The sequence below is a fragment of the Lichenifustis flavocetrariae genome (genome assembly GCF_026130545.1).
GTDB classification, from domain to species: domain Bacteria; phylum Pseudomonadota; class Alphaproteobacteria; order Rhizobiales; family Beijerinckiaceae; genus Lichenihabitans; species Lichenihabitans flavocetrariae.
Map to the genome: position 1 here is coordinate 243,604 of NZ_JAMOIM010000006.1, position 24,754 is coordinate 268,357.

Sequence of the window (24,754 nt, forward strand, 5' to 3'; positions counted from 1 at the left end):
TCGTCCAAAAAAGGTTCGACAGCGTCGTTCATCCGTGCCGGTGCGGGGCACCCTGCTCGAACTCCGACTGTTGCGTCGCGGTCGCTTCCCGCTGGTGCAAGGCCTTCCAGCTGTCATAGGGCATGCCATAGACCTGCTCGCGCGCTTCGGCCCGCGTCAGATCGAGGCCTTTGTCCCTGGCCGCATCCTCGATCCAATTGGACAGGCAGTTGCGGCAGAAGCCGGCCAGGTTCATGAGGTCGATGTTCTGGACGTCCGTGCGCTCGCGCAGATGCGCGACAAGGCGCCGGAAGGCGGCCGCTTCGAGTTCGGTCTGCTGGGCCGGGTCGGGACGGGTCATGGGGAGAACTCCAGGTCGGAGAGCCGCCGGGCCGGACGGCCGGCCCGGCTTCCATGGTGCCGAATGACGGCGATGTCGGGGCGGCGGAGCACCGGCGCCAGAACCTGTGCGAGTCGCACGCCCCAGGCCGAGGCATCGGCATCGTTGCGGATCAGGTCCTGTCGCACCTCGATCAGTACGTTGGCGAGGCCGCGCCGCGTGGCATGCGTGTCCATTGTATCGCCCGGCAGCGCGCCATCATAGGGCTCGTTGTCGCCGATGCGCTCCGCCGGGGGAGCCAGATAGGGCTCCTTCGCCAACGCCCGGAGCAAGGGTGCGGCGATGCGGGAATCGTCGTCCCAGAGCAGCCCGATGTGCCAGGGCCGTGCCACGCCCTTCATCGAAGGCGTGAAGGAATGCATTGCCACGACGGCCGGGATGCGGCCGGTCGCGATCATCGCGTCGAGTGTCACGTCGATGCGGTCCCGGTAGGGCTGCCAGTAGCTGGCGATTCGGTGCGCGACTTCCGCGTCGTCCACTGTCGCGTTGCCGGGCACGATGGCGCCATCGGAGATCCGCATCACCAGGGTCGGATCGCGGGCGCCGCGATTCGGATCGATGAGGAGACGCGAAAAGGTCGTCAGCAAAGCCGGGACCTTGAGGATGGCGGCCATCGTGCGGGTCACGATTTCGGCGCCGATGTCATAGGCGATGTGGCGCTCGAATTCCGACGGGTCGAGCCCCAGCCTGCCATAGCGTGCCGGCAGGCGGTTGGAGGCGTGATCGCATAATAGAAGCAAGCCTGCGTCCATCGGACCGTCCACAGCGATGACGGGAGGCTCATCCCGGTGCTCGGGTCCGGTCTGGATTGCTGGCATCAAAGTTTCGCGGCTCACGGCGGAAGGGTAGCGATTGTCACGCCCAAGTGCCATAGCACACACAGCTGCGCGGCGGCACATCCCGCCCGTTCGCCGAGGATCTCGCGCTCACTCATGTCGTCACTTGCGATCACGCGGCCCACGGGCAGTGTCATGCCCGTTGCGGCGCTCGTTCTCGGCGCCATCGCCATGGGATTGTCGCCCATCGCGGTTCGGCTGGCCGACGTGGGGCCGTTCACCTCGGCATTCTGGCGTGTGTTCCTGGCGCTGCCGGTGCTGTGGCTTTGGATGCGGGCATCCGAAGGCCGTCCGGCGAACCCGCCGCGCCCGTTCTCGCGGCCTACGATCCTTGCGGGTCTCGCCTTCGCGGGTGATCTGTTTTTCTGGCATCTGTCGATCGTGCACACGTCAGTGGCCAATGCCACGTTCTTCGCCACAAGTGCGCCGCTCTGGGTGGTGCTGTTCGGCTGGCTTCTCTTTCGCGAGCGCGTGAGCGTCGCGGTGCTGCTCGGCCTCGGCCTCTGTCTCCTCGGCGGGGCCTCCCTGGTCTGGCAAAGCTTGCAACTGGCGCCGGAGCATGTGAGCGGCGACGCCTATGGAATCATCACAGGCGTGTTCTTCGGCCTCTATTTCCTCGCCGTGAGGGCGGCACGCGGGAGTGTTGGAGCCGCCCGGGTGACGTTCGAGATCAGCGTCATCACGGCTGCGGTTCTCGCCGTCGCGGCGATCGGGTTCGAGCACCAGTTGCTGCCGCGGTCGGCGGCCGGATGGGGCGCGCTGCTCAGTCTGGCCCTCGTCAGTCAGGCGGGTGGCCAGGGGCTTCTGTCCTATGCGCTCGGGCTGCTGCCGACGGTCTTTTCTTCCCTGGTGATCTTTCTCGAAGCGGTTGCGGCTGCATTGGCGGCGCTGCTGATCCTCGGCGAACCCGTCTCGACTCTTCAGGTTCTGGGCGGCTTGCTGATCGTGGCCGGCATTTGGGTCGCCCGTCCGCGACAGGCGGCCGTGGTGGTGGAACCATGATCCGACGAGGTTTTCTGGTGATCCAGCATGGCCAAGACGGGGCGGATGGCCTATGACCCGGCGCATGCTCCGTCCGATTCTCGTAGCCCTGGCGACCAGTCTCGTGTTGGCGCCCCAGGTCCGTGCGGACTTTCGTATCTGCAACAACACCGCAAGCCGGGTGTCGATCTCCCTGGCTTATACGGACGGTCAGGCGTGGGTCTCCGAAGGATGGTGGAACCTCAAATCCACCAACTGCGAGACGCTGCTGCGTGGCCCGCTCGCGGCACAGTTCTACTATGTCTACGGCATGGACGAGAGCGGCGGCGAGTGGAAGGGCAAGGCCTTCATGTGCACGCGGGACCGCGAGTTCCGCATTGAAGGCCGGCAGGATTGTTATGTGCGTGGTTTTGACCGGACCGGCTTCTTCGAAGTCGATACGGGACGTGATGCAAAGAACTGGACCGTGCAGCTGACCGACCCGGCCAAGCCGGGCACCGGCCGTTAAGCGACCCACATGAGAAGAGGTGGATGATGAGACGGCATCGACGCGTCAAGATCCTGGCGACGCTTGGCCCTGCGTCACAGGATCGGGCCACCCTGGTTCGACTGTTCGAGGCTGGCGCCGATGTGTTCCGGATCAACATGAGTCATTCGAGCCATGACGCGATGCGCGAGCGCATCCGCATGATCCGGTCGATCGAGGCCGAATACAAACGGCCGATCGGCATCCTGGTGGATCTGCAAGGCCCCAAGCTTCGTGTCGGCACCTTCGCCGACGGGCCGGTCGATCTGCCCAAGGGCGCGAGTTTCGTTCTCGACAGCGATCCGACCCCGGGCGACATCAACCGTGTGCATCTGCCGCATCCGGAAATTCTGCGGGCGCTCAGGCCCGGTCACACGGTGCTGATCGACGACGGCAAGGTGAAACTGCACATCGCGGAGGCCACGGAGACAAGAGCGGTCGCGACTGTTGACGTGGCGGGCCGTATCTCGAACAAGAAGGGCGTCAGCCTGCCCGATACGGAGATTTCCACATCGGCCATGACGGCGAAGGATCGGTCGGATCTCGATGCCGCGCTCAATGAGGGCGTCGACTGGATCGCGGTCTCCTTCGTGCAGCGCGCCGACGACGTCGCCGAGGTGAAGAAGATCGCACGCGGTCGTGCCTCGGTCCTGGCCAAGATCGAGAAGCCGCAGGCCATCACCAAGCTTGAGGAGATCGTCGAGATCTCCGATGCCCTCATGGTGGCGCGCGGTGACCTCGGTGTCGAAATGCCGCTCGAAAAGGTGCCGGGCCTGCAGAAGCGAATCACGCGACTGTGCCGCCGCATGGGCAAGCCGGTCGTGGTCGCGACCCAGATGCTCGAATCCATGATCACTCTGCCGGTGCCGACCCGCGCCGAAGTGTCGGATGTCGCCACCGCCGTCTTCGAGGGCGCGGATGCCGTGATGCTGTCGGCCGAAAGTGCCTCGGGTCAATTTCCGTTCGAAGCGGTGAGCACGATGAACCGCATTGCCGAGGAAGTGGAGCGCGACCCGCTCTACGGGCAGATCATCGCCTCGCAGCGCTCGGAGCCCGAGCCGACCGGCGCCGACACGATGGCTTTCGCGACCCGCGTCGCGGCCGAGAATCTCGACCTCAAGGCCGTCGTGGCCTGGACCGCGTCGGGGGCAACCGGTCTGCGCATTGCCCGCGAGCGCCCGAACATGCCGGTCCTGGCACTTACGCCGAACATCGATGCGGCCCGGCGTCTCACCCTCGCCTGGGGCGTGCACCCCTTGGTGACGGCGGACGCCCGCGACGTCGACGATATGGCCCGCCGCGCCTGTGCCCTTGCGTTCTCCGAAGGATTTGCGGGCGCCGACGACCGGATCATCATCGTGGCCGGCCTGCCCTTCGGTTCGCCTGGCGCCACCAACATGGTGCGTCTCGCCTTTGTCAAAGCCGAGACCGCGACGACCGCTTAGATGGTGCGTACCCTCGGCATTGAGGTCGAGGCTACGCCCGTTCAGGGGTAGCGGCATACAAGTGAGAGCCTGCGTCCGGCTCGTCAAGGGCGGAGTAGGATGATTTAGCGCGGCCTGAATTCTAGGTAGGGTGCCGGTTCGAAGACGCCATAAAGTCGCGCTGTGTCGCCCGCCAGACCCGTTAAGGCTTGGTCCGAGGCTCAGCAGGCCTAGGGCAAGCTAACCTTTGGCCGAACAGCCCTTCGCGCGCATCTGGTCCATTGCCAAGGCCCTGTTGTGAGCCGACAGGTCCGGGTTGGCGACGTAATGTTCGTAAAATTTGCAGACTTCCTCCGGCGTCATCTTATCGAGCGCCTTCGGGGCATTGTAGAAGGAATCTTCCTCCGACTGACATCCAGCCAGCACAAGGCCTGCCACCAGTGCCAGGAGCAATCGCTTCATTCCGGTTCCCCTTGCGTTTCTGTGAACAAAGCGCGCAGCCTGTCGCATTGACGGGCGCCGACGTCAACCGTCACCGGCGCTGGGTCGATCAAGCCAGAATTTCGATCGGGTCGCCTTCTGCGATGCGTCCTTGCGTGCGCGGGATGATGTTCTGGCCGAACAGGACCTGACCGGCGGCATCACGGCGGAATCTCTGCAGGGTCCGGATGGGTTCGGCGCCGGGGTGGCGTGCACCGGTGATCTGATCGGTCGTCGTCACGATGCAACGCGCACAGGGCTTGACCACGTCGAATGTGACCGCGCCCACCCGCAGGCGCTTCCATCCATCCTCCGCCCAAGGAAGCGCGCCGTCGACGACGATGTTCGGCCGAAACCGGTCCATCGGTACCGGTTCCGCCAATCGGCCGTTCAGGTCTGCTAGCGATGCGGTCGACGTCAGCAGCAGCGGGAAGCCATCGGCGAAGCTGACGCGATCCTCCGCGGTGCCGAAGCGCGGATCGACGGGCCGCGCCGCCGCCGGGTCCGCCATGAAAACGAGCCGGCACTCTCGGCCCAAGGCCGCGCGGAGCCAATCGTCCGCTGTCTGTGACACGGCGCGAGCCTCCACGCGATCCCGCCAAACCGTCACGATCAGGCTTTCGGCTTCGTCACCAGGTCGGTCGACCGCGAGCGTGGCGCCGTCGGGATGGGTGATCATCAAGCCCGCGCCGTCGAACCACGCCTCGATAGTGGCCATCGCGGGCAGTTCACGCTGGGTGAGAAAACGCCCGGTCGCATCGACGATCAGAAAACGGCGGTCGCCCGCGAGCCCCCAGGCTTCCACGTCCGCCGAAGCAGTGCCCCGGCCTCGCAGCGATTTGACGGGGAAGATGGTGAGAGCGGCAACGTTCGGCATGGCGAGTTCCGGGAGCAGCCCGTCTTTGGAAGCTATCCCTTCAAACATACAGAGCACCAGAAGCGGCGGCAGGCCGCCCATTTTTTACGCCCCGACGGAACTTTTTAGATGTTGCGGATCGGCAACATCTAAAGTGTCCATCCTCATGCTCCACATTCACACAACTTGGATAGATCAGACGAATACTACTGAAAGAAGAAATAATAAGCCTAACAGTTTTACCACAGCGTCCCCCTGTCGGATGCAGGCTCCATATTGTGAACACAAACAAACATCATTTGCCCCGCCGTTCGAAACGGAAAAGGATGATGATATAGTGAGATCCGGATTTGTTGTTAGCGTTGCGTTAACTGTTGGTATGCTTGCAAACCATTCTTCCGCTCAGGCCCATTACGTTCATCGCTTTTCTCACGGGTCTACGCCACGTCTCAGCGGGTTGGCTTCATGGTATGGCCCCGGCTTCCAAGGCCGGCGAACGGCCAGTGGCGAACGCTTCAACAGCAACGGTCTGACTGCCGCGCACCGGTCGCTGCCCCTCGGATGTCATGTGCTGGTCACGAATCGCGCGAATGGCCGCTCCGTCGTGGTCCGGATCAATGATCGGGGGCCCTTTGGGACCGGCAAGGTGATCGACCTGTCGCACGCCTCGGCCCGCGCGATCGGCATGAACGGGTCGGCCCCCGTGAGCCTCGCGCCGCTCTGAGGCCGCCGCTACTGCATCAAATTTACCACCGTGCTGGCTTTCCGCCGGCGCGGTCGTTCCGGCAATTGCCGAGCCGAGGCGAAGCTTTGTAAGATTTTTGTAATGAGGACGATTTGATGATGAGACGTTGGCTGGCTTTTGTCTTGGTCTGGATGGACTTTACCGGCGGGGCAATGGCCCAGCCCGGCCATTATCAAGTCAACACCAATAAGTACCAGGTCACGGATATCGAGCGTGCGGCCTGCCAGAACGATGCGGTCGAGCTCTGCAGCACGAGCTTTCCAGACGAAGAGGCTTTGCTCGCATGCATGAAGTCGAGCCGCTTGAAACTGACACCGACGTGCCGGACAACCTTTGAGGCCGGTCTCCGCCGGCGTCATATTCCGTTCTAACGCGCTCCGGTTTGGACTACCGGGTCAGCCGGCAATCGCCAGACGCGGGCCGGCGAGGTCGTCGAGATCCGAGCCGAACAAGCGGTAGCCGCGTGCCCGGACTTCGCGGAGAAGCGCGGCCTCGCGATGTTCTCGGGCGAAATGGGTGGCCGCGGCCTCTGGAAAGCCCGCCTCGTCCCAGGCTTTGCTCCGACACAATTCGCGCAAGTAGAGGTTCGCCTTGAAGCGCGAAGCGAGCCGGTCGGACGCATCGACGTCGCGCCAGAACTGCGCATCCAGTTCGGGAGCCTCGTCGCTCGATGCCACAAAGCGGAAATTTGGCACGCCCATCGGTTGTCTCCTGCGGCCTTCGATGCCCGCAGGATATGAAAAGATGGCTGATAGGGCCTTAATCGCTCCCCCACCGGAGAGAGCTTGGTCGTCCGAATTTGAGACAGAGCGGGACTTGCCATGGTGCTCCGCCCCGAGCCGCCGCAGTGCTCAAGGGACGACCCGATCCAGCAGCGCGCCGCTCCAAAGCGCCACATGTTGGTAGATCCGCTTGGATTTCGCCCATATGCCGCCGTTCAGCGCCGATGTCGCGCTGTCGGTCGCTTGGTCGAGACTTGAGGCAAGCGAGACAGGCAGATAGTCGGCGCGCCGAGGTGGTACGACGCTCAAGGCCGTGTCCGTGGCGCTGCGCCGTTTCGCACCGATATGGGACACGGCCCGAGCGGGCCGTACGGTGTCGACCCAAGCCGTCGCGATGATGCTGGACGGTGCAGCAGCAGCCGGCAGGTCCGCATCGGGGAGGGCCAGATCGATCTGAGGCACGCTCGGCGCCGTGAACATCGGCAGGATGAGCGGCAATGCGGTCAGCAAGACGAAACCATCTTGATTTGCCGCGCCGGCATCCGCGCGCGCGGCAAGTTTGCCGCCGCTGGTGCGCTCCGACAGGGCATCCGCGCGGCTCGGCAGGTCCAGCTTCGGCGCGTGGAGCCCGCTCAGGAGAAGGCTGGCCAGCAGCGTGCCGGCCACCGACAGCCCCATCTGGTGGGAAAGCGAGATCAAAAAGCGACGTGCCGTTCGCTGTGCCAGGATCACGACATTGCTCCGATTCAAACGAGTGTTTGAATATCGCGGGAACATTGCGGCACCTTCAAGACGTGGAACGACGCGTGATCAGCGGGCTGCGCGCTCCATTGACAGGATCGAACCCGTCTCCCCAAACTGCGATCAAGAACGTGGAGGATCCCGACCGTGCAATTTCCGTTTCCCGTGGTGGTCTGCGATGTCGGCGGAACGAATTGCCGGATTGCGGCGCAGGCCGCGCCAGGCGGCCCCCTCCTCGCGCTCGGGTCCCTGAAGACGGCGGATTTCTCCGGTCTGGCGCCGGCCATTCGGGCCGTCAGTGGGCCGGCGTTCGAGCCGCGTTCGGTCATTGCCTGTGGGGCCGGGCCGGTCGAGGACGGGCGCCGCCTGAAACTCACCAATGCGCCCTGGATCATGGACGGTCCGCAGATCGCGCGCGATCTCGGGCTTGGAGCTGGACTCCTGCTCAACGATTTCGAGGCGCAAGCTCTTTCACTTCCCGCTTTGCGCCCCGAGTGGCTGCATGGCATCGGCTCGCCGAGCGGCGCCTTGGGCGGCGCCAAGGTGATCCTCGGCCCGGGGACGGGTCTCGGGATCGGAGGGCTGATCGAAGCCGTCGGCAAACTCGTGCCATTGTCGAGCGAGGCCTGCCACATCGGCTTTGCGCCGGAGGGGCCGGAGGAGGAAACCATCTGGCATCACCTCGAAAAGGCGCATGGGCGGATCACGACCGAAAGCGTCCTGTCGGGGGCCGGGCTCGAACGGCTGCATCGCGCCCGTCTCGCAGCCTCGGGCGGGGCGCCCGCGCCACTCTCGGCCGCGGAGATCACCAGCGCGGCCCTGGCCGACCTTCGCTCGGACGCGGCCGGGACCATCGCACTCTACTGGCGCTTGATCGGCCGCTTTGCCGGCGACATGGCCATCACGTTCAAGGCGACCGGCGGCGTCACTCTCGCGGGAGGCATTCTTCCGCGCGTGGTCAGCCTGCTCGATGCGGACGTGTTCCGCGAAGCCTTCGAGGCGAAGGCGCCCGTGCGTCGTCTGGCCGAGTCGATCCCGACGCAGCTGATCATCCACAACGATTCGGTCCTTGGCGGCATGGCGGCCATCGCCGAGACCCCCGAGCGCTATGCGATCGATTACCGGCTGCGCGCCTGGGCGTGACAGGCGCTGGTGCCGTTCAGCCTGTCGCTACTGCGCCCTGAGGAACCCCGCTGGCTTTTGGCCCAGGATCCGCCATGTCCCAAGCAGGCCGAGGGCGATTGTGAGGAGAAACGCGACCACGGCCGCCGTCAGCGCTGGCCCCCAGGCGAAACCGAAGTCGAAGTGCATGACCCGCGTGACGATGAACCAGGCGGCGCCGGTCCCCGCCAGAACGCCGAAGATGGCGGTCGCGAGACCCAGCAGGCCATATTCGATGAGATAAGCGGTGAGTAGCCGACCCCGGGTGGCGCCGAGCACCTTCAGCACGACGGCGTCGTAGATGCGGGACCGCCGGCCTGCCGCGATCGCGCCGGCGAGGACCAGGATCGAGGCCGCGACCGCGACGCCCGAGGCGCCCCGGATCGCCAGGGCCAGGCGGCCCACCAGCGCGTTGATGGCATCCAGTGCATCCTTGACCCGCACGGCCGTGATGGTCGGGAAAGCGGCTGCGACATCCTTCAGCAGGGTGAGTTCGCGCGTCTGGTCGCCGCCGTCTGGAAAGGCGGCTGTCGCGAGCAGCATATGCGGCGCGCCCCTGAACGTGTTGGGCGAGAAGACCATGACGAAGTTGATCCCGAAGCTCTCCCAATCGATCTGTCGAAGATTGGCGATTCGGGCCGTGACCGTGCGACCGAGGACATTGACCGACACGCTGTCGCCGAGCTTGAGGCCGATCCCGTCCGCGAGCTTGCGGTCGAACGAGACAAGCGGTGGCCCATTGTAGTCCTTGGGCCACCACGCACCCGCCACAAGCTTGGACCCCTCCGGGACGCCGTCCTGGAACGTGATGCCCCTATCCCCTTCGAGCACCCAGGCGGCGTCCTGGGCGGCCTTAACCTTCTCGACGGGCTCGCCGTTGAGCGCCGTGATACGTCCCCGCATCATCGGCACTTCTTGCATCACGGCATCGGGCGCGTGGGTTTTCATGAAGGCGTCGAAGTCGCCTTGCGCGCGGTTTGGGATGTCGACGAAGAAGAAGCTCGGCGTCTTGCCCGCCGCGGTGTGGGTCAGTTGGTCTCGGATGTTTACGTCGATCAGGGTCAGGGTGACGAGAAGCGTGAGGCCGAGGCCGAGCGACAGAACGACCGAGGGCGTCAGCGCGCCTGGCCGGTGCATATTGGCGACAGCGAGCCGCAGCGGCAGGCTGCGGGCATGGGGCGCCACGCGGGCCAGCGCCATGAGGCCCGCCGCGACACCTCTGAGAAGCAGGAACACGACAATGGTCGCGCCCACATAGAGGCCGGCGAGACGGCGATCGGCCGCAAACAGCACCGTGACGCCGGCAAGTGCCAATCCGGCCGCCAAGACGGCCGCCCGATAGCGAGGGCGCAAGCGATGTCGTCCGGGCTCGACCGCATCACGGAACAGCGCCGAGACCGGGATGTCATGCGCGCGGCCGAGGGCGCCGAGCGAGAAGGCGAGCGCTGTCAGCAGCCCGTAGAGGGCGCCGAGGCCCAGAGCCGAAGGCACGATCGTGGCGACGAGCGGAAACGGAATCACGGTACCGAACAGGATGACGGCCAGATAGGGCAGGGCGGCCCCCACCGCGAGACCGGCCGCGATCCCCAGGGCCGCGACCGCCAGCACGGCCGTCAAGCTCACGGCGAACACCGTCCCGCCTGTCGCGCCCAAGGCCTTCATGACCGCGAGACTGGTCCGTTTGCGTTCAACCGTCGCTTGCACCGCATTGGCGACCCCCACCCCGCCGACGATCAGCGCCGTGAGGCCGACGAGCGTGAGAAACTGGGTGAAACGCGCCAGATTGCGATCGAATTCGGGGGAGACGTTGTTGCGCGTCCGCGCCTCCCAGCCGCTCTCCGGAAAAGCAGCCTTGGCGGCGGCCACGAAACGGTCGAGCGCTTCGGTCGAGACGGGCGCGTCCGAGCCGCTGCGGAGCAGAACGCGCGTCGTCCAACGGACGAGCGAGCCGGGCTGCAGCAAGCCGGAACCATCCAGAGCCGCCCGTGACATGAGCACACGAGGTCCGAGCGCGATGCCGCCGGCCAGCTTGTCGGGTTCCCGCGTCAGGATCGCACGCAACTGGAACTGCCCGGTGCCGATCGCCAGCGTATCGCCGACCTTCAATCCGAGCCGCGCCGGCAGGGCCGCATCAGCCACGATCCCGAACCGGCCGCCACGCTCCTCAAGCGCCGCGACGAGCGATTGGGGCGGATCGAGCGTGACACTGCCGGAGAGCGGATAGGCGGCATCGACCGCCTTGATGTCGATGAGCCCCGCGGCGCCATCGGCGGCTCGCCCCATCGCGCGCAGTGTGCCCACCGATGAGACGCGCCCCCGTTCGGCCAGGAACGCCTGCGCGGCGGGTGGCGGTTCGGTGTTCATCACCGAGAAGGCCGCGTCGCCGCCCAGGATCGTCCGTCCTTCGCGCGCGAGGCCGTCCTGCAGCCCGCCCGCGACGGACCCCACCCCGGCTATGGCCGCGACGCCGAGCGCGATGCAGGCGAGAAAGATCCAGTAGCCGCCGAGGCCGCCACGCAGGTCGCGCGCCGCGAAGCGGAGGATCGTCGCCAAGCGTGAGGGCGCGCCTTCACCTCTACTGTGCGATGTCGCGGCAATCGTCACAGGCTCGAGGCCCCTTGCGGTGCTGGAGCGACATGCTTCTCCACCAGGGAGCCCGACCCGGCCGCCCCGGCGATCCGCATCGTCGCAAAGCCAAGACGGGTGACCGCGCCATCGCCGCAGCGTTGCCATAAGCGCGATCGACGAGAGGAAACGGCGTCTGGCATGGCAAGAGCTCCAAGGTGCCGGCTCCGAGGCCGACCCCCGCACCCGAATGTCGGGACATCGCGCGAATTTGCAACGTGTTGCTTCGCCACTGTTAGAGCCCCCGTTTCTCAGCCTTGCGCTGCCGCCCCATCCGACTTATCTTGATTGTGACGCTTCGGCGTATATGGCGATAAACGGCATCTGGAATAAACTCTGCGGACCCCGGGGCAGCACCGGGCGGGTCCACCTGAGCGCTTTAGGACGAGCGTTTTGGCGGGCCCGAAACAGGATCGACGCGGGTGTAAAGAGATGGCTTTTGCCCGGCATTGTACCACCGTTATCGGGCTAAACTTATAGTTGCCAATGACAACTATGCTCCGGTGGCCCTCGCTGCGTAACGCAGTGCTGGTACTGGGAATCAAGTCCTAGGGGGTTGCACTTCTAGGCGGGGTTCGGAGGCACCTGGCAACAGAAGCCTCCACTTTCCGCTTACATGTAAAATCGACAAGCCGGTCTCGGACCGTCAGGACGCTCGTCGATGATGGTTTGGTTCGCCAGGCTCTAGCGGCGCAAGTTCGTCCGCAGATCCACTGCCTTGCCGTGATTTGATTTTCAGCGCGACATACGAGCTCCGGAGAGCCAGCCTCGCGGCCCACGCGCAGATTAGCAGTCTGCGACCCTCCTCTAATCTCTGCTCACCCGCGTTTCCCCGCGAAGAAGTCCCGCAGCAGATCCGCCGCTTCTCGCTCGCGCAATCCCCCATAGACCTCGGGCGCGTGGTGGCAGGTCGGCTGTCCGAAGAAGGCCGGGCCATGCTCGACCGCGCCGCCTTTCGGGTCAGACGCCGCGAAATATAGCCGGCGAACGCGAGCGAAGGAGATGGCTGCCGCGCACATCGCGCAGGGCTCCAGCGTCACGTAGAGGTCGCAGCCGGCGAGGCGCTGCGAGCCGAGGCGCGCACCCGCCGCGCGAATGACCAGCATCTCGGCATGGGCGGTCGGGTCGTTCTGTTCGAGCGTCCGGTTGCCGGCCGCGGCGATCAACTGGCCGTCGCGGACCAGCGCGGCCCCGACCGGAACTTCGCCGCGCACGGCCGCCGCGCGGGCCTCATCGAAAGCGCGCGCCATCGCGTCGAACCGATCCTGCGGCAACGCCCTTCCCCTGTTCTCCCGCAACCTGCTAAGACCGGTGAGAATTCCGAGCCTTCATCCTACGCAGACCGGTTCCGGCCAACGCGGAGGACGGGCGATCGGCTCCGCCCACGGGCTGAGCCAGACCGTAGCACGCCCGCATGACCGACATACGCAAAGACACCCGCCCTGCCAAGCGCGCCGCGCCCGAAACGGCGGAGGTGCCCGACGACGGAAAGGAGCGCGTCGCCAAAGTGATGGCCCGCGCCGGCCTGTGTTCGCGGCGCGATGCCGAGGCCTGGATCAAGGAAGGCCGGGTCGCCATCAATGGCGCGACGATCACGAGCCCGGCCCTCAACATCGGCCCGGACGACGTCATCGCGGTGGACGGCCATCCCGTCACGACGCGCGAGCGCACGCGGCTTTTCATGTACCACAAGCCGCGCGGCCTGGTGACGACGGCGCGCGACCCGGAAGGACGGCCCACGGTCTTCGATGCGCTGCCGCCCGAACTGCCGCGCCTGATCTCGGTCGGCCGCCTCGACATCAACACCGAGGGATTGCTGCTGCTCACCAATGACGGAGGTCTCGCCCGTGTGCTCGAATTGCCGGCGACGGGCTGGCTCCGACGCTACCGGGTACGGGCGAACGGTTTCGTGTCGCCCGAAAAACTTCATGCCCTGAAGGACGGCATCACGATCGACGGCATCGACTACGCCGGAATCGAAGCGACGCTCGACCGCGCGCAGGGCGCGAATGTGTGGCTCACCATGGGGCTGCGGGAAGGCAAGAACCGCGAGATCAAGCGGGTGCTCGAACATCTCGGGCTCGCGGTGAACCGGCTGATCCGGCTGTCGTTCGGCCCCTTCCAGCTCGGCGACCTCAAGGAGGGCGCGGTCGAAGAGGTGCGGCAGCGCATTCTCAGGGACCAACTCGGCGAAACGCTGGCCGCAGAGGCTGGCGTCGCCTGGGAGGATGCCGTTCAGGCCGAGGTCGTGACACGGGCGGTCGCCGACAGGAAGCAGGCCGACGCGAAGGCGCGTCCGCCCCGCGCCCAGGCTCCTGCCAAGATGGGCGGCGTCCGCGCCCATCAGGACGAGGTGCCGCAGCCCCGGCAGGACCGCCCCGCGCCGCGCGCCCGGCCGCATGTTTCCGCGCTGCGGGCCGAGCGACCGGGAACGGGCGACGAGCCGCGCAAGCGTATCACGCGCAAGAGCACCGAGGACCGCCACGGCCGCACCATCGCGGTCGAGCGCGTCAGCGTCGAGGACAAGGCGCGGCATCGAGGCGAGGGTGGCACCAGCCGCAACGCCCGCAACTTCGCGCGCGAACGCCGTGAGGCGGAGGGGGGAACTGAGGCTCGGCCCCCTCGGGCCGCGCCTCGATCCGCCGGCCGGGCGCCAGCGCCTGCCGGTGCCGCCACGGGCAAGACAGCCGCCGGCGGCAACAAACGCGCGGGCGGATTTTCCAGCGAGCGCCCGATGACCGGGCGAGCCGTCAAGGACGGCAAATTCCGCGCGGGACCGAAATCGACTGAGGGCCGTGAACGGCCTGCACGCGGCGGTGGCACGAAAGCCGGCGGGTTCGACGCCAAATCCGGAGGCGGGCGGGCGAAGCCGGGCGGAACAAGTCCCCGGCCCGGCGGACGAACCCCGCGCGGCCGCGGCTGACCCATGCGGATCGTCGGCGGGCGCCTCAAGGGCCGGGCCCTCAAGGCGCCCGAGACGCGGGCCATCCGTCCGACAGCGGACCGGCTGCGCGAAACTCTGTTCAACATTCTCACGCATTGGGGCGGCGCGGACCGCGTCGTCGGCACCCGCGTGATCGACCTCTTTGCCGGTACGGGCGCCCTTGGGCTCGAAGCCCTATCGCGCGGGGCGCACTTCGCCCTGTTCGTCGACGACGGAGCGGAAGCGCGCGCTCTGCTTCGCGAGAATGTCCAGACGCTGGGCCTCGCCGGCACGACACGCATCTTCCGACGCGATGCGACGAAACTCGGCGCCATCACGGTCGAGCCTTTCGGCCTCGCCTTTCTGGACCCGCCCTATGGCCACGGTCTCGCCAATCAGGCGCTTGTCACATTGGCGGACGGTGGCTGGCTGACGCCGGGCGCACTCGCGGTGGTGGAGGAGGCCGCGGAAGCCGACGTCGCCGTTCCTCCTGCCTTCGAAAAGGTGGAGCAGCGTCACCAGGGCGACACGCAGGTCGTTATCGTAAGGCGGCGCGAGGCTTGAGCAGCGCCGACCCGCTGCGCTCAAAGCGGCTTGCTCGTCCGTTTCCTGCCGTATGTTGCCGCCGCGAGGGCGAGCAGTGCCGAGCCGGCCATCGGCAGCGAGGCGGGAAGCGGAACAGCCGACACGGTTTGCGGGCCAGCTTCCAACCGCACGTCCGGAGCCGTTACGGTTCTCGCTTCAATCGTCCCGCTTGCGGCAAAGAACAGGCCGGTGGGGTCTGACGGGCTGACGTAGGCTTCCGCCAAAGTGGAGCCGGAGAGTGACCCGCACATGCCCCCATGAATATCGTCGCAAGTTAGAAAGCGGGGTGCGGGCGGATTCGAGAGGTCGAGCGTCAGAACGAAATTGTTCGTGCCGATCTCATCGATAGCACCGCCATTTTGAGCGCCTTCGATAAGGATCGGTCCAAGGGACAGGCCCGATCCTGACGTGGATCGCGGCGTCCCACTATTCAGTTTGATCACAACCGAGCTATTCTCAGGCAGAGACGGATCCAGACCCAATGTGAATGATCCCGAAACACGCGAGATCGGCGAGGGCGACGGTCCATTGGCGTTTTGGAAGTCGCTCAGCTGGAAGTCGTAGGTCATACTGATCATGGCGGCGTCCGCCCGATCTGCCCCCATGATCAGAAGAGCTGCCAGTGCACAAGAGCGCGTCGTCTGGAAAAGCATCTCGAAATCAACTTCAGTAAATTTTTAATTAATACCCCCAACTCTAGGGAGACGCGTCCTTCGCTGTCAAGGCCGCTGTGCTTCGGCTCAGGCTTGAACAAGCCGCACCTTCGGTTTCGGCCATTTGCTCTTTGCTCGGGCTTGCACCCCTATGTTTAAGCGGTCTTGAAGCCGGTTTCCCTCCAGATCTGGCGAACCTCGTTCAGACTGGGTCGCCTGTGCTCGAGGGATTGCAAACGGGTGACCTGTTTGCGGAAAAGACTTTGACGGCATGTCAGCGCGAATGTTGTGCCCTTGGCCATAATGACCTCCTCACGTCCACCAACACGGTGAAGATCAACCCAATCCTGCTCTATGTCTGTGCCTTTACTCACACAGACGGCGGGGATCATAGGCAGGACAACCGAGTGCCCTGGTCTACCGAAGGCCTCATTCGGCGGCGTGCACGCAGCAGATCCAGAGCGTGGGCCTTGCGCTACCCGGCCAATACCCTGAATCGCTTCAATTTCGAAAGTCGCTCGACATCGACGGCGTCGAACACGCTCGGCATCTTTCCGGCGTCGCGAAACAGGCTGACCAGGAGGCCATGTTCCCGCGCCTCCAGATAGCGGCGCACGGCCGATCTCAAGGACATGTTGCCGACTCCGGAGACGAACACGGTCTCGTCGGGTTCGGCGTCTTCATAAGTGTCGGTCACGGCGGCCTCGGGCTTCAAGGAAGTGCAGTTCATAAGGCACGATTTGGATCGATGCGCGCGACCACATGCGCGCACCCCTCTTTCCGTTCACCCGTTTGAGCAAGTGTTCGTGCATGCCGACTAAAGCAGCTGCGGCCTCGTTCGCGGGTTCCGTCATCACGGTCCCGCTCGCCGGAACGCAGCCGCGGCATCGCGAGCAGGTTCCGGGCCTCAATCGTCGAGGCCGAAGCCGATGGCCGGGGAGAAGCTGCGTTGCGCGCCGGGCGGCGGCGGCGGGAAGGGCGCCGAGTGACGGATATAGTCGAGCGCGGCCTCGTCGACATCCGGATGGCCGCTCGAAACCGCGATGCCGAGGGTTGCGAGTCCGCCTTTGTCGTCGAGCGTGAAGGCCACCACGGCTTGGCCACGAAGGTGCTGGGCCTGTGCAGCCTCCACCACGTCCTTGGCTTTGGCGAAGGCGCCGTAGACTGCACCCCGATAGGCCTGCGACGTAGCGCTGCCCTGGCCCGTGGGGCCGGCCTGAAATGGACTGGCCGCAATGGACGTGCCGAAGGGCAGCATCGCCGCAAGCGTGGCGGTATTTTCGGCCTGGCGCTTCTGCTCTGCGGTCGGCTCTGGGGGCTCTTTCGGTGCTGGGGCAGGCGGCGGCACGAGGGTTTCAGGGTCCGGGTTGGTCTCGACAGGGGGCGGCGGTGGAGTGGGCTCCGTCGATGAAGCGTCCTGCTCGGTCGGCTCATGCGGCGCAGCTTCGGGTGTCGTCTCGCCTGCTACCGCAGGTGGCCCCGGTGGCTTCGGAGCCTCGACGAGCTGTGGGCGCGCATCATTGTTTGGATGTTCGGGCGGGGGCGGTACGGCGACCCCGGGCGGTTGAGGCATGTTTGGCGCAGTCCCGGTCGGGTCGGGTACAACAGGGGGTGGAGAGGGATCGGCCGGCTCCGTTGCTGGCCCGGCGGGCGGGCTGGCCTTCACGATCTCTGACGGAGCCGGTTGTGCGGCTTGTTTTGGGGGCTCGGCCGCCGGCTCTTCCGGCTTTTCCGGCGCGGCATCGGCCCCTTTCTCGTCAGGGACAGTGACCTTGACGGGAGGCTGGTCCGATGTGTTCGACGGCCTTGCGTCCGCCTGTGGCTTGGTCTCGGGATGGCTGGTCTCTCGTCCCGCAGTGGCTGCAGTCATCTCGCCCGGGACATGGTCGACGATCTCGACCGAGATTGGACCGGACGCGGCCGGCGCGGATCTGAGCGGCCAACCGACTTGGATCAGCCAACCCACCACGGCGGCATTGACAAGCAGCGACAAAAGCCCGTCGCTGAATATCGTCCGGAGGCGCTCCGCCAGGACTGGGCGACGGACGGGATCGAGAATCCGTTCGGGGACGATGTCAAGGGAATCCGGCGATGTCACGGGCGGACAATGGTCACAGTTCGAGGCACCCGCAACAAGGGCGACCCGTTTCCGACAAGGTCTTGCGGAATTTACCCCTGCGGCTTGATTATGACACTCTGACGACGCAAACCGCGTAACAATTGTCAGCGAGGAGCAGGGTCGTTCCGTGTCGAAGAAGCCATCCGCAAGAGCCAAACAGGATCCGAAGCCTGCCGACCCGACACCGCCACACCCCATGACGCTCGCGATCGACATCGGGGGAACCGGCCTCAAATGCACGGTGCTCGACCCCTCTGGCCGGATGGTGCATGAGCGCAACCGCGTGGCAACTCCGACCGATGCCCCGCCGAGCGCTTTGATCGAGGCGGTCGTGGAGATGGCCAAGAGCCTCCCGCCTTTCGACCGCATCTCGGCCGGGTACCCTGGCGCGGTCCGGCAGGGCCGCGTGGTGACGGCTCCTCACTTCTCCGACGAAAGCTGGGTCGGCTTCGACTTGGTCGGTGCCTTGGGCCAGGCCTTCGGCAAGCCGGTGCGGGTTTCGAACGATGCCGACATTCAGGGGCTCGGCGCGATCTCGGGCCACGGTATCGAATTCATGCTCACGCTGGGGACAGGCGCCGGCACGGCCGCCTTCCGCGATGGCATCATCGGCCCGCACCTCGAATTCGCGCATCATCCGGTGCATGCCAAGAAGACTTACAACGACTATGTCGGCGATCGCGCGCTGAAGAAGATCGGCAAGAAGCGCTGGAACAAGCGGGTCCACAAGGTGATCGGGATCCTCGAAAGCCTGATCCACTACGACCGCCTCTACATCGGTGGCGGCAACGCGTCGCATATCGAGGGGCCATTGCCAGAGCACATCACCATCGTGTCGAACGATGCCGGCATGACGGGCGGAATCGCGCTTTGGAAGGAAGGCGCCGTCCCGCAATGATGACGGGTCGTGCGTCCGTACGAAGCACGCGAGCTGATGAAGCCTGCTTCAGTCTGTTGCGGAGACGTTCAACCCGAATCCGGCTTGGTCAACTTGTGCGCTGAGGCTCCCTGGTGCCAAGCTTAGGCTCCTCGTTATACCTTGGCGGTTGAGGCCGGACTTCTCCCGCTCGTTTGTTGAAGGGGCCGCGGACGTCAAATCACTCGGCCGCCGCATCGCGGTCGACGAACCATTCGATGTCGCCGGAGGTGACGAGCCGGCCAGCCGGGACCGACGTGTCTCCCGCGCGAACCGCGCGCAGCATCGGCGTCTTTTCCTTGCCGGTCACCAGGAACGCAAGTGCCCGGCTGCTCTCGATGACCGGGTAGGTCATTGAAATACGGGCCTCCGGTCGGCCGTGAGCGACGCTCGCGACCCATTTGTTGCGCTCGTCCAGGATCGGCTCCCCAGGGATCAGCGACGCCGTATGACCATCGGGACCAAGTCCGAGGAACATGACGTCGAACATCGGCCGGTTCGGGTCGAGATGGCTTGAACCGTAGAAATCCCGAAGAGCTTTGTCGTAGTCGGCGGCCGCATCTTCCGCTGTGGGCCGCTCCGTCACGATCCGATGCACATGGCCGTCCGGGATCGGCACTTTGGAGAACAGCGCCTCTGAGACCATCCGGAAGTTGCTGTCCTTGTGGTCGGTCGGAACAAACCGCTCGTCGCCGAAGAACCAGTGCGTGTCCTTCCACGGGAACTGCTCACGGTAGGGAGATTGGGCGAGCCGTTCGTAGAGACGGCGCGGTGTGGAACCGCCCGAAAGACAGACGGTGAAGACGTCGTCCTTGGTGCTGGCGAGTTGGGTCAACCACTCGGCGACGCCATCGGCCAACGCTGTCGGGTCGGGGTAGACCGTCATGGTTCCGGTGAGTTCCGACATGGTCAGTCCCTCTTGTTCATGCCGACACCAGGGTGCTGGCCCTGATGTCACGGATTGCCCGGCCGTAATCCTTAGTCGCAAAGATCGACGAACCGGCCACCAGCACGTCGGCGCCGGCCTCCACGGCCGCACGCGCGGTCTTGGTTGTGATCCCGCCGTCCACCGTGATGCGCGGCGTCAGGCCCCGCTCGCGGCACATATGGCGTAGACGGCTCAGCTTCGGCAGAGTTTCCGGCAGGAAAGCTTGGCCGCCGAACCCCGGGTTGACGGTCATCACGATGATGTTATCGCAGAGGTGAAGCACCTCTTCGATCAGGGCCAGCGAGCTGCCGGGATTGAGCGCGACCCCAGCGGACTTGCCGAGATCACGGATGCGGCTCAGCACGCGGTGAAGATGGATGGTCGCGGAAGGCTCTGCCTGAATGACGAGATGATCGGCACCAGCCTTGGCGAAATCGTCGATCAGCCGTTCCGGCTCGACGATCATCAGATGCAGGTTGAGCGGCAGTTCGGTGGCGCGGCGCGCGGCCTCGACCAGCGCCGGGCCGAATGTGATATTGGGCACGAACCGCCCGTCCATCACATCGACGTGAATCCAATCAGCGCCGCCACGCTCGACGGCTTGGATCTCATCGGCCAGATGCCCGAAATCAGCCGACAGGATCGAGGGCGCGATCAGGACATCGCCTTGCTGTTGCATCAGGCTGCACCGGACTTCAGGAGATAATCTTCGATCGCCTTGGCAAATCCCTCGTCGTTGTAGGAGGCGGTCGTCGCGCTTGCCTGCTGTTTGACGGCGTCGCTAGCATTGCCCATGGCGATGCTGAAGCCGCTCTTCTTGAACATCAGCACGTCGTTCGGCATGTCTCCGATGGTGGCAAACTGGTCTTTTGAAATTCCCAGCATCTTCGAGAGCACTTCCACCACGTCGCCCTTGTTGGCATGCGGATGTGTGACGTCCAGATAGTAGGGTTGGGAGCGGGCGGCAGAGACCTTGTCGCCGAAAGCCGCTTGCGCATCGCTTTCACATTTGGCCACAAGATCGTGATCGTCGCTCACGCCAACGATTTTCACCGCCTTGTCGAGATCGGTGTCGGCGAAAGTCTCAACCACTTTCGGCTCGAACTTCACTGTCCAAGCCTCACGGTCGCAGTGCGGCGCCTTGCGGTCGTGCACGAACCACTCGCTGGCCGTGTAGAGCCAGGCGTCCATTTTGTGCTCTTCGATGAGCTTGATCGCCGCGCGCGCCACAACTGGCGGCAAGGTCTTTTCCTCGATCACCTCGCCATCGGGCTTCACGATGGCACCGCCATTGAAGCCGGCGATCGGTGTTTCGAGGGCGAGAGGTTCGATCAGCATCGCCATGCCCTTCGGCGGCCGGCCACTGGTGACCGCGAAGGTGATTCCGGCAGTCTTGAGCGCCCGAACGGCCTTGATGGCTCGCTCCGTCAAGACCTTCTGCTCAGTGACCAGCGTCCCGTCGACGTCGGCCAACAACACGGCGATCTTGCCGGGTGGGGATGAGATGTGTTCAGTCATCGAAATGGTCCGGCTATGACGCGAGATCTTCGTCGGCGAGTCTCTCGGCGCGCCGTGGGTCGGCGAGCACGAAGGTTTCGATGGCCTCAGCGAAGCCTTCCTGGTCGCAATCACCCGTGATTACGGTGGCATGCTTCTTCACGAGATCGTTGGCATTGCCCATCGCCACGGCAAACCCCGCCTGCTGCAGCATCGTGATGTCATTGACGCCATCGCCGATTGCCAGCACGGCCTCGGGCGGAATATCCAGCAACCGGGCGATGCCAAGCAATCCAAAGCCTTTGATGGCCTCTGGATGTGTGACGTCGAGATAATAGGTTTGTGAGCGCGTGGCGGACGCGTGAGGACCGAGGAGTGCCTGCAACTCGGCCTCAAGGCGCTCCAGCAAGGGATGATCGTGGCTCGCGGCCACGATCTTCAACGCCTGGTCGAAGTGCGCATCGTCGAACTCATCCACGACGGTGAAATCCATGCCGAGCGTTTTCTTCTCGTGCTCGACATGGGCGCCTTCAGGATCCCGCAAGAACCATTCGGTATCGGTGAAAAGCCAAGCGTCGATCCCGTGCCGGCGGATGAACGCGACACTTTCACGGGCTGCCTTCGCGGGCATGTAGAGCCGCTCGATCACCGAGAGATCGCCACGGATCAGTGCCCCGCCGTTCACCGCTCCAATCGGCCCCGGAAGATCGAGTGCTCTCACGATGGCGCTGACGCCGACAGGCGGTCGCGCACTCATGATCGTAAAGTAGATGCCCTGGCGCCGAAGATTTTCGACGGCCGCACGTGCCCGGGGTGTCACCCGCTTATCCCGCGTCACGAGCGTGCCATCGACGTCGGACACGACGAGCGCGATCGGGATCTTTGGAAGCTTGTCCGTCATTTCGAGGCCAAGCCCGTCGAAAGGGGTTTCGGGCCGGCGTCGACCGCGACGGGCCGCCAGCTTCGCCCACCGTCCTGAGCCAGAAGTGCGTCCGCGGCAGCGGGTCCCGCTGTACCGGCGATATAATTCGGGAAGTCGTCGGGCGTCGTCTTCGCCCATTGGTCGAGGACGCGCTGGACAATCCGCCAGCCCTCTTCAACCTGGTCGGCGCGCTGGAACAGCGTCTGATCACCGGTCATGACGTCGTAAAGCAGAGTCTCGTAGCCGACATTTTGTTGCGGCGGAAACCAGTCCTTGTAGGCGAAGTTCATCTTCACCGTCTGCAGTTCGACGGTGGGGCCGGGACGCTTCACCTCGAATTGCAGCGAGATCCCTTCCTCGGGCTGTACGCGGATGACGAGCCAGTTGGTGCGCAGAGCTTCGCATCCCGTCTCGGCGAACAAGGCCATCGGGGCTTGCTTGAACTGAATCGCGATCTCGGAGGACCGGCGTGTCATGTATTTGCCGGTGCGGATATAGAACGGCACGCCCGCCCATCGCCAATTGTCGATGTCGATTTTCAGCGCCGCATAAGTCTCGGCGTTCGAACGCGGGTCGACGTTGGGTTCGCTGCGATAAGCTCGCACCGACTTGCCCAGCACCGAGCCCGATTCATATTGGCCACGCACGGCATGATGCGGCTCGACCGGCTTGATGGCCTTGAAGACATCCACCTTCTTCGAGCGGATCGCATCGGCTTCGAACGAAGTCGGGGGCTCCATGGCGGTCATGCAGAGAAGCTGGAATACATGGTTCGGCACCATGTCGCGTAGCGCGCCCGTCGCCTCGTAGAACGACCCGCGCGCCTCGACCCCGACGGTCTCGGCGACAGTGATCTGCACATGATCGATGTGATCGCGATTCCAGAGCGGCTCGAACATCCCGTTCGAGAACCGGAAGGTCATGATGTTCTGGACCGTTTCCTTGCCGAGGAAGTGGTCGATGCGAAAGATCTGGTCCTCGTCCAAGACCTTGAGGATGCGCGCGTTGAGGTCGCGCGCCGACTTGAGATCGTGGCCGAACGGCTTTTCAATCACCACCCGGCGCCACGGCTTCGCCTCATCGGCCGGTGCCGGTTCATCAGCATCGACGAGCTTGGCTTTGCCGAGCTCGTCGATGACACGGCCGAAAAACCGGTCCGCGACCGCGAGATAGAAGATGACATTGCCGCCGGTCTCGTGGGCTTTGTCGATTTCGGCGATCCGATCCCGCAGCGTGTCGAAGGACTTGGAATCTTCGAAGTCACCGACCTGGTAGTACATGCGCTCGGTGAGCCAAGTCCAAGCCGTCTGATCGATCGCCGCAGGATCGAACTCGCCCGTTCCTCCGACGAAGCTTTGCATGGCTTGGCTGAGATGATCACGCCACGCCTGATCGTCGCTGGCGGTGTGATCGACGCCGATGATGGCGAAATTCTCTGGCAGGAGGTGCGTGCAGGCGAGGTTATAAAGCGCAGGCGTGACAAGTCGCTTGGTGAGGTCACCGCCGGCGCCGAAAATCACCAGGAGGCACGGACCGGGGGGCTTAGCCGAGCTCGGTCGCCCTGCGGTCGCCGACCGCTCAGGTTTTGATACGGCCGGGGCTGCAGGTGCGTTCATGGCGGCTACTCCGCGGCCTTGTAGTCTTTCGGTGAACTTGTGGCGCTCTCGCCGAGCTCCACATGGCCCCCGAAGCCGAACCGCATCGCGGACAGGATCTTCTCGCCGAATGTGTGGTTCTGGCGCGAACGGAACCGGGTGTAGAGCGCCGTCGAGAGGACGTTGGCCGGCACGGCTTCTTCGATCGCCGCTTCGATGGTCCAGCGCCCCTCGCCAGAGTCGGCCACATTGCCGGAGAAATGTTCGAGGTTGGGGCTGCCTGCCAGAGCCGAGGCCGTGAGGTCGAGGAGCCACGAGGACACGACGCTGCCACGCCGCCAGACTTCGGCGATGTCGGTCAGGTTGAGGTCATAGCGCTCGTCGTCCTTGAGGTCTGACGAGTTCTTGCCTTTCAGGATGTCGAAGCCTTCGGCATAGGCCTGCATCAGGCCGTATTCGATGCCGTTATGCACCATCTTGACGAAGTGACCCGATCCGACCGGGCCCGCGTGAATATAGCCCTCTTCGGCGCGGTGGTCGGGGATGTTTTCCCGGTTCCGGGTGCGGGGAATGTCGCCCCGGCCGGGCGCGAGCGTCTTGAAGATCGGGTCGAGATGATCGACCGCGACCTTGTCGCCGCCAATCATCATGCAATAGCCGCGGTCGAGCCCCCAGACACCACCGGATGTTCCGACGTCGACGTAGTGGATGCCTTTCTCGGCCAGAACCTTGGCGCGCTTGATGTCGTCCTTGTAGTAGCTGTTGCCACCGTCGATGATGATGTCGCCGCTCTCCAGCAAGCCCCCGAGCGTTTCGACCGTCGACTGCGTGATCTGTCCCGCGGGAAGCATGACCCACACGGCCCGAGGCCTATCTGTAAGATGCTTGGCAATGTCTTCGATCGACGATGCGGCCGTGCTGCCCGTGCTGACGAGATCGTCCACTGCCTTGGAGTTCTTATCGTAGACGACACACGTGTGACCGTTGCGCTCCAAGCGGCGAACGATATTTCCACCCATGCGACCGAGGCCGACGACGGCAATCTGCATCCACCACTCCTGCTAGACAGTGCAGGCTCTCCCACCCGGGAAGCCGCTCGCTGAAAGATGCCGGACGCTCGGGATCGAGCCGTCCGGCAGA

26 protein-coding genes and 1 other RNA gene are annotated in these 24,754 nt (G+C 64.7%); 10 read left to right on the forward strand and 17 right to left on the reverse strand.

All coding sequences use genetic code 11. The features are described from left to right. Window positions 1-28: 28 nt before the first annotated feature. Window positions 29-340 carry a DUF1244 domain-containing protein gene (locus tag M8523_RS11715; protein ID WP_282585046.1) on the reverse strand — a complete coding sequence of 104 codons (312 nt, stop codon included), beginning with the start codon at window positions 338-340 and terminating at the stop codon, window positions 29-31. Next, the gene (locus M8523_RS11720; RefSeq protein ID WP_282585047.1) at window positions 337-1,131 is read right to left on the reverse strand and encodes an N-formylglutamate amidohydrolase; all 795 of its coding nucleotides are present in this window, start codon (window positions 1,129-1,131) and stop codon (window positions 337-339) included. The genes M8523_RS11715 and M8523_RS11720 overlap by 4 nt, the downstream gene beginning before the upstream one ends. 180 nt (window positions 1,132-1,311) lie before the next feature. Here M8523_RS11720 and M8523_RS11725 point away from each other — a divergent pair, with 180 nt between their 5' ends. The 3 genes from M8523_RS11725 to pyk all read left to right on the forward strand — a co-directional run bounded on the left by M8523_RS11725 (window position 1,312) and on the right by pyk (window position 4,167). Further along, window positions 1,312-2,217: a DMT family transporter gene (locus tag M8523_RS11725; RefSeq protein WP_282585048.1), complete on the forward strand. Its 906-nt coding sequence runs from the start codon at window positions 1,312-1,314 to the stop codon at window positions 2,215-2,217. A gap of 64 nt (window positions 2,218-2,281) precedes the next feature. Beyond that, on the forward strand, window positions 2,282-2,704 hold the full coding sequence (locus tag M8523_RS11730) for a DUF1036 domain-containing protein (RefSeq protein WP_282585049.1): 423 nt from the start codon (window positions 2,282-2,284) through the stop codon (window positions 2,702-2,704). Between the two features lie 26 nt (window positions 2,705-2,730). After that, entirely contained in the window at window positions 2,731-4,167 is a 1,437-nt protein-coding gene (gene pyk, locus M8523_RS11735; protein WP_282585050.1) for a pyruvate kinase, read from the forward strand. 219 nt (window positions 4,168-4,386) lie between these two features. Here the strand turns inward: pyk and M8523_RS11740 are convergent, their stop codons facing one another. Together M8523_RS11740 and M8523_RS11745 are read right to left on the reverse strand one after the other, a co-directional pair. Further along, window positions 4,387-4,608 (reverse strand): lipoprotein, encoded by a 222-nt coding sequence (locus M8523_RS11740; RefSeq protein ID WP_282585051.1) that lies wholly within the window; start codon window positions 4,606-4,608, stop codon window positions 4,387-4,389. Window positions 4,609-4,696: 88 nt separating this feature from the next. Further along, window positions 4,697-5,503 (reverse strand): MOSC domain-containing protein, encoded by an 807-nt coding sequence (locus M8523_RS11745; protein ID WP_282585052.1) that lies wholly within the window; start codon window positions 5,501-5,503, stop codon window positions 4,697-4,699. A 358-nt stretch (window positions 5,504-5,861) separates the two neighbouring features. On the opposite strand from M8523_RS11745, the gene M8523_RS11750 reads away from it, so the two are divergent. Further along, the gene (locus M8523_RS11750) at window positions 5,862-6,206 is read left to right on the forward strand and encodes a septal ring lytic transglycosylase RlpA family protein (protein WP_282585053.1); all 345 of its coding nucleotides are present in this window, start codon (window positions 5,862-5,864) and stop codon (window positions 6,204-6,206) included. Between the two features lie 116 nt (window positions 6,207-6,322). After that, window positions 6,323-6,598 carry a hypothetical protein gene (locus M8523_RS11755; RefSeq protein WP_282585054.1) on the forward strand — a complete coding sequence of 92 codons (276 nt, stop codon included), beginning with the start codon at window positions 6,323-6,325 and terminating at the stop codon, window positions 6,596-6,598. A 24-nt stretch (window positions 6,599-6,622) separates the two neighbouring features. Here the strand turns inward: M8523_RS11755 and M8523_RS11760 are convergent, their stop codons facing one another. Together M8523_RS11760 and M8523_RS11765 are read right to left on the reverse strand one after the other, a co-directional pair. Further along, window positions 6,623-6,928 carry a hypothetical protein gene (locus M8523_RS11760; protein ID WP_282585055.1) on the reverse strand — a complete coding sequence of 102 codons (306 nt, stop codon included), beginning with the start codon at window positions 6,926-6,928 and terminating at the stop codon, window positions 6,623-6,625. Between the two features lie 150 nt (window positions 6,929-7,078). Further along, complete coding sequence (locus tag M8523_RS11765) at window positions 7,079-7,681, reverse strand: hypothetical protein (protein WP_282585056.1); 603 nt, start codon at window positions 7,679-7,681, stop codon at window positions 7,079-7,081. Between the two features lie 156 nt (window positions 7,682-7,837). Here M8523_RS11765 and M8523_RS11770 point away from each other — a divergent pair, with 156 nt between their 5' ends. Then, window positions 7,838-8,833: a glucokinase gene (locus tag M8523_RS11770; protein WP_282585057.1), complete on the forward strand. Its 996-nt coding sequence runs from the start codon at window positions 7,838-7,840 to the stop codon at window positions 8,831-8,833. A gap of 27 nt (window positions 8,834-8,860) precedes the next feature. Here M8523_RS11770 and M8523_RS11775 read toward each other — a convergent pair whose 3' ends face one another. After that, a complete protein-coding gene (locus tag M8523_RS11775) occupies window positions 8,861-11,404 on the reverse strand; it encodes an ABC transporter permease (RefSeq protein WP_282585058.1) in 2,544 nt (847 codons plus the stop codon). 325 nt (window positions 11,405-11,729) lie between these two features. On the opposite strand from M8523_RS11775, the gene ssrA reads away from it, so the two are divergent. Beyond that, window positions 11,730-12,082: a transfer-messenger RNA gene (gene ssrA, locus M8523_RS11780) on the forward strand. A 212-nt stretch (window positions 12,083-12,294) separates the two neighbouring features. Here ssrA and M8523_RS11785 read toward each other — a convergent pair. After that, window positions 12,295-12,750, reverse strand: coding sequence for a nucleoside deaminase (locus M8523_RS11785; protein ID WP_282585059.1), 456 nt, complete (start codon window positions 12,748-12,750; stop codon window positions 12,295-12,297). Window positions 12,751-12,890: 140 nt separating this feature from the next. On the opposite strand from M8523_RS11785, the gene M8523_RS11790 reads away from it, so the two are divergent. Both M8523_RS11790 and rsmD read left to right on the forward strand, forming a co-directional pair. Beyond that, on the forward strand, window positions 12,891-14,399 hold the full coding sequence (locus M8523_RS11790; RefSeq protein ID WP_282585060.1) for a pseudouridine synthase: 1,509 nt from the start codon (window positions 12,891-12,893) through the stop codon (window positions 14,397-14,399). Between the two features lie 3 nt (window positions 14,400-14,402). Next, window positions 14,403-14,963: a 16S rRNA (guanine(966)-N(2))-methyltransferase RsmD gene (gene rsmD / locus M8523_RS11795; protein ID WP_282585061.1), complete on the forward strand. Its 561-nt coding sequence runs from the start codon at window positions 14,403-14,405 to the stop codon at window positions 14,961-14,963. A 20-nt stretch (window positions 14,964-14,983) separates the two neighbouring features. Here the strand turns inward: rsmD and M8523_RS11800 are convergent, their stop codons facing one another. The 3 genes from M8523_RS11800 to M8523_RS11810 form a co-directional block, all read right to left on the reverse strand. After that, window positions 14,984-15,562 (reverse strand): hypothetical protein, encoded by a 579-nt coding sequence (locus M8523_RS11800; protein WP_282585062.1) that lies wholly within the window; start codon window positions 15,560-15,562, stop codon window positions 14,984-14,986. A 550-nt stretch (window positions 15,563-16,112) separates the two neighbouring features. Further along, window positions 16,113-16,334, reverse strand: coding sequence for a hypothetical protein (locus M8523_RS11805; protein WP_282585063.1), 222 nt, complete (start codon window positions 16,332-16,334; stop codon window positions 16,113-16,115). 210 nt (window positions 16,335-16,544) lie between these two features. Next, the gene (locus M8523_RS11810; protein ID WP_282585064.1) at window positions 16,545-17,630 is read right to left on the reverse strand and encodes a TonB family protein; all 1,086 of its coding nucleotides are present in this window, start codon (window positions 17,628-17,630) and stop codon (window positions 16,545-16,547) included. Between the two features lie 253 nt (window positions 17,631-17,883). Here M8523_RS11810 and M8523_RS11815 point away from each other — a divergent pair, with 253 nt between their 5' ends. Continuing rightward, window positions 17,884-18,654 carry an ROK family protein gene (locus tag M8523_RS11815; RefSeq protein ID WP_282585065.1) on the forward strand — a complete coding sequence of 257 codons (771 nt, stop codon included), beginning with the start codon at window positions 17,884-17,886 and terminating at the stop codon, window positions 18,652-18,654. A gap of 199 nt (window positions 18,655-18,853) precedes the next feature. Here the strand turns inward: M8523_RS11815 and pgl are convergent, their stop codons facing one another. Genes pgl through gnd form a run of 6 tightly spaced genes read right to left on the reverse strand, consistent with a single transcriptional unit; the run spans window position 18,854 to window position 24,663 of the window. Continuing rightward, window positions 18,854-19,579, reverse strand: a complete 726-nt coding sequence (gene pgl / locus M8523_RS11820; RefSeq protein ID WP_282585066.1) for a 6-phosphogluconolactonase — start codon at window positions 19,577-19,579, stop codon at window positions 18,854-18,856. A gap of 16 nt (window positions 19,580-19,595) precedes the next feature. Continuing rightward, complete coding sequence (gene rpe, locus M8523_RS11825; RefSeq protein ID WP_282585067.1) at window positions 19,596-20,279, reverse strand: ribulose-phosphate 3-epimerase; 684 nt, start codon at window positions 20,277-20,279, stop codon at window positions 19,596-19,598. Continuing rightward, window positions 20,279-21,118: a Cof-type HAD-IIB family hydrolase gene (locus tag M8523_RS11830; RefSeq protein ID WP_282585068.1), complete on the reverse strand. Its 840-nt coding sequence runs from the start codon at window positions 21,116-21,118 to the stop codon at window positions 20,279-20,281. The genes rpe and M8523_RS11830 overlap by 1 nt, the downstream gene beginning before the upstream one ends. A 13-nt stretch (window positions 21,119-21,131) precedes the next feature. Beyond that, window positions 21,132-21,998, reverse strand: a complete 867-nt coding sequence (locus tag M8523_RS11835; protein WP_282585069.1) for a Cof-type HAD-IIB family hydrolase — start codon at window positions 21,996-21,998, stop codon at window positions 21,132-21,134. Beyond that, on the reverse strand, window positions 21,995-23,635 hold the full coding sequence (zwf, locus tag M8523_RS11840; RefSeq protein WP_282585070.1) for a glucose-6-phosphate dehydrogenase: 1,641 nt from the start codon (window positions 23,633-23,635) through the stop codon (window positions 21,995-21,997). The genes M8523_RS11835 and zwf overlap by 4 nt, the downstream gene beginning before the upstream one ends. Window positions 23,636-23,640: 5 nt before the next feature. Then, a complete protein-coding gene (gnd, locus tag M8523_RS11845; protein ID WP_282585071.1) occupies window positions 23,641-24,663 on the reverse strand; it encodes a phosphogluconate dehydrogenase (NAD(+)-dependent, decarboxylating) in 1,023 nt (340 codons plus the stop codon). Window positions 24,664-24,754 lie beyond the last annotated feature (91 nt).

What these genes read in the sequence shown, in the direction of transcription:
- M8523_RS11715 (WP_282585046.1), bottom strand. Translation starts at nt 340, where the DNA reads ATGACCCGTCCCGACCCGGCCCAGCAGACCGAACTCGAAGCGGCCGCC.
- M8523_RS11720 (WP_282585047.1), bottom strand. Translation starts at nt 1,131, where the DNA reads ATGGACGCAGGCTTGCTTCTATTATGCGATCACGCCTCCAACCGCCTG.
- M8523_RS11725 (WP_282585048.1), top strand. Translation starts at nt 1,312, where the DNA reads ATGTCGTCACTTGCGATCACGCGGCCCACGGGCAGTGTCATGCCCGTT.
- M8523_RS11730 (WP_282585049.1), top strand. Translation starts at nt 2,282, where the DNA reads ATGCTCCGTCCGATTCTCGTAGCCCTGGCGACCAGTCTCGTGTTGGCG.
- pyk (WP_282585050.1), top strand. Translation starts at nt 2,731, where the DNA reads ATGAGACGGCATCGACGCGTCAAGATCCTGGCGACGCTTGGCCCTGCG.
- M8523_RS11740 (WP_282585051.1), bottom strand. Translation starts at nt 4,608, where the DNA reads ATGAAGCGATTGCTCCTGGCACTGGTGGCAGGCCTTGTGCTGGCTGGA.
- M8523_RS11745 (WP_282585052.1), bottom strand. Translation starts at nt 5,503, where the DNA reads ATGCCGAACGTTGCCGCTCTCACCATCTTCCCCGTCAAATCGCTGCGA.
- M8523_RS11750 (WP_282585053.1), top strand. Translation starts at nt 5,862, where the DNA reads ATGCTTGCAAACCATTCTTCCGCTCAGGCCCATTACGTTCATCGCTTT.
- M8523_RS11755 (WP_282585054.1), top strand. Translation starts at nt 6,323, where the DNA reads ATGATGAGACGTTGGCTGGCTTTTGTCTTGGTCTGGATGGACTTTACC.
- M8523_RS11760 (WP_282585055.1), bottom strand. Translation starts at nt 6,928, where the DNA reads ATGGGCGTGCCAAATTTCCGCTTTGTGGCATCGAGCGACGAGGCTCCC.
- M8523_RS11790 (WP_282585060.1), top strand. Translation starts at nt 12,891, where the DNA reads ATGACCGACATACGCAAAGACACCCGCCCTGCCAAGCGCGCCGCGCCC.
- rsmD (WP_282585061.1), top strand. Translation starts at nt 14,403, where the DNA reads ATGCGGATCGTCGGCGGGCGCCTCAAGGGCCGGGCCCTCAAGGCGCCC.
- M8523_RS11800 (WP_282585062.1), bottom strand. Translation starts at nt 15,562, where the DNA reads ATGATCAGTATGACCTACGACTTCCAGCTGAGCGACTTCCAAAACGCC.
- pgl (WP_282585066.1), bottom strand. Translation starts at nt 19,579, where the DNA reads ATGTCGGAACTCACCGGAACCATGACGGTCTACCCCGACCCGACAGCG.
- rpe (WP_282585067.1), bottom strand. Translation starts at nt 20,279, where the DNA reads ATGCAACAGCAAGGCGATGTCCTGATCGCGCCCTCGATCCTGTCGGCT.
- M8523_RS11830 (WP_282585068.1), bottom strand. Translation starts at nt 21,118, where the DNA reads ATGACTGAACACATCTCATCCCCACCCGGCAAGATCGCCGTGTTGTTG.
- M8523_RS11835 (WP_282585069.1), bottom strand. Translation starts at nt 21,998, where the DNA reads ATGACGGACAAGCTTCCAAAGATCCCGATCGCGCTCGTCGTGTCCGAC.
- zwf (WP_282585070.1), bottom strand. Translation starts at nt 23,635, where the DNA reads ATGAACGCACCTGCAGCCCCGGCCGTATCAAAACCTGAGCGGTCGGCG.
- gnd (WP_282585071.1), bottom strand. Translation starts at nt 24,663, where the DNA reads ATGCAGATTGCCGTCGTCGGCCTCGGTCGCATGGGTGGAAATATCGTT.